Here is a 2,219-nt window from a genome sequence, read left to right as displayed (position 1 = left end):
CTAGGCGGACCACTTCCGCTTGAATTTAAAGGCCAAGCCCGCTTAGAAACGCATCGATCTGCCGCTCGAACCGCGGCCGGTTGTAATCCACTACCGCCATGCGCCACACGCCTTGCAAATAGGTCGTGATGACTTGCGCAACTACGCGCGGGTCTAGTGCTGCATCAAGTATTCCTTTATCCTGATCCTCGCGCAGACGCTGGGCAACACGGGCATCGAAATGTTTCATGCCTTGCTCAACGCGTTCCCGCAAGTCGGGCTCCGCCAGGACTTCCTCGCTCGTCATCGCGGCGAACATGCAAAGACGAGAGGGTGTTTGCGGGTCATCAAGGCAATCCAGCACAACGCTAAAAAGCGCCCGAATGCCTGAGCTCGCACTCGACGCCGACATTAGCACGTGTCCACGCTTGCGGCCTTCGGTTTCCTCATACCGCTGCAAACAGGCGAGATAAAGATTCTTCTTGCTCTTGAGCGTGTTATAGAAAGAGCCTTCGCCAATTCCCATGACTTTCAATAAATCACGCAGAGCGGTTTCCGCATAGCCCTTCTTCCAGAACAGCCACATTGCCTGGTCCAGTGCTTTGTCGTAGTCGAATCCGATTGTTCGTGCCATGTCGGTATTATAACGTAGTTGTAGCGACTGCTAAAAATACCTGTTGACAAGATTCGATGGCATAAGCGATATTGTATCGACCGTTACAAACAAGGGATCACAATGACTCTCAAGGAAGCGCTTACCGCCTACAAGGCCTCGCCGAAGCCTAACTTCAAACCGGAATACGGCGCGGTATCGGGTCGCACGATCGCTACGTTAGTAAAATCGGGGCAGGCGGACAGGGCGCTGAAAACGGGGGATCGTGCTCCCGTGTTCACGCTGCTCGATCAAGATGGCGAATCTTTTTCTTCTGTCGATATGCTTGAGAAGGGTCCGCTAGTGCTGACGTTCTACCGGGGCGTGTGGTGCCCATTCTGCAATATCGAATTGAAGGCGCTTCAGGCCGCGCTGGGCGATATTGAATCGCGCGGTGCTTTACTCGCAGCGATCTCGCAACAGACCACGACTAACAACCGGAAGTCGCGTCGCGAGAATGAACTGACGTTTCCCATCCTTAGCGACAAGGGTGGCGACGTAGGGGCGGCATTCGGCCTGCGCTGGACCGTGCCCGACGAAATGCGCGAAGTGCACAAGCAGTTGGGCGGACCGTTGCCGGTCTTCAATGGCGAGGATAGTTGGACGTTGCCAATCCCGGCACGCTATGTAATTGGCCGCGATGGCGTTATCGCCTATAGCGAAGTCAACCCGGATTACACAACTCGTCCTGAACCGGTCGATTTATTGCCTGTTCTCGATAGGCTATAAAAATTAGCGTACGAAGGACCGGGCACCGACCCGGCGTCGCCGCAAGCGAGTCCAGGATTCGCGCGTGAGGCGAACAATACGTTAGCGAAAGCCGTCGCGGCGCACCCGGGTCGGTTTGCCGGATTCGCGCACCTGCCCTGGACCGCACCGGACGCCTGCGCCGATGAACTCGGACGCTTTGTCCGCGACATCACTTTGTAGGCGCGCTGGTCAATGGTGTTGAGGTCCGTTAATTTTGCTAATCGCGGGCCTTAATTCTTCTAGCCTAGCGGAAAAACTGCCATACCGTTGATTTCATTGCTGAATTCGAACCTTTCCTTGTTGATCAGATTGTTGCTTACACGCAACATGCTATAGGCCCCCGTTCACTATTTCTGCTAACGCGTCCTGCTTGCCCTCTAATTGTACTAATGTAGCTCGGTCGCCCCTGACATCCGAGCCATCATGCCCAAGGCCAACGAACACGAAGCCCGGGAAGCTGTCATCGCCCGCATACTTCGCCCGCTTGGAACCCAACCTCTTTCGAAGGCCCAGGCACTGCAGGCAGCAGGACTGCTCAACGTGCACTGGACGACGGTCTATCGGTTGCGGAAGCGATTTCTGGCAGACCCCGTTATCAGTGCGGTCAGACCGCGTGAGCGTGGCCCCAAAGCCGGCAGCCGGCGCCTGGGTGCCCGGACAGAATTGATCGTCGACGACGTGCTCACTACGTGGCTTCCCAGGCAGCGTCTGCTGGCTCATCCACTCACCGACCTGACGCTCGAAATCCGGCGCAGATGCGTAGAAACAGGCACGACACCGCCAGGCCGCAACTTGGTGGCCCGACGATGGGCCGCACATCGTGAGGCCGAGGGCATGG

General features: G+C 56.6%; 2 protein-coding genes and 1 pseudogene. 2 read left to right on the top strand and 1 reads right to left on the bottom strand.

From position 1 onward, the window contains the following. Positions 1 to 25: 25 nt before the first annotated feature. Complete coding sequence (locus tag BSU04_RS01715) at positions 26 to 613, bottom strand: TetR/AcrR family transcriptional regulator (RefSeq protein WP_089158975.1); 588 nt, start codon at positions 611 to 613, stop codon at positions 26 to 28. 102 nt (positions 614 to 715) lie between these two features. Between BSU04_RS01715 and BSU04_RS01710 the strand changes: the two genes are divergently transcribed. Both BSU04_RS01710 and BSU04_RS01705 read left to right on the top strand, forming a co-directional pair. Continuing rightward, positions 716 to 1,360, top strand: coding sequence for a peroxiredoxin-like family protein (locus BSU04_RS01710; protein ID WP_089158974.1), 645 nt, complete (start codon positions 716 to 718; stop codon positions 1,358 to 1,360). 444 nt (positions 1,361 to 1,804) lie between these two features. Further along, positions 1,805 to 2,219, top strand: a pseudogene (locus tag BSU04_RS01705) (Mu transposase C-terminal domain-containing protein); the annotation flags it as partial.

Source organism: Caballeronia sordidicola (assembly GCF_002220365.1).
GTDB classification, from domain to species: domain Bacteria; phylum Pseudomonadota; class Gammaproteobacteria; order Burkholderiales; family Burkholderiaceae; genus Caballeronia; species Caballeronia sordidicola_C.
The sequence above is the reverse complement of the archived record's forward strand: the minus strand, read 5'-3'. Positions and strand labels throughout refer to the sequence as shown.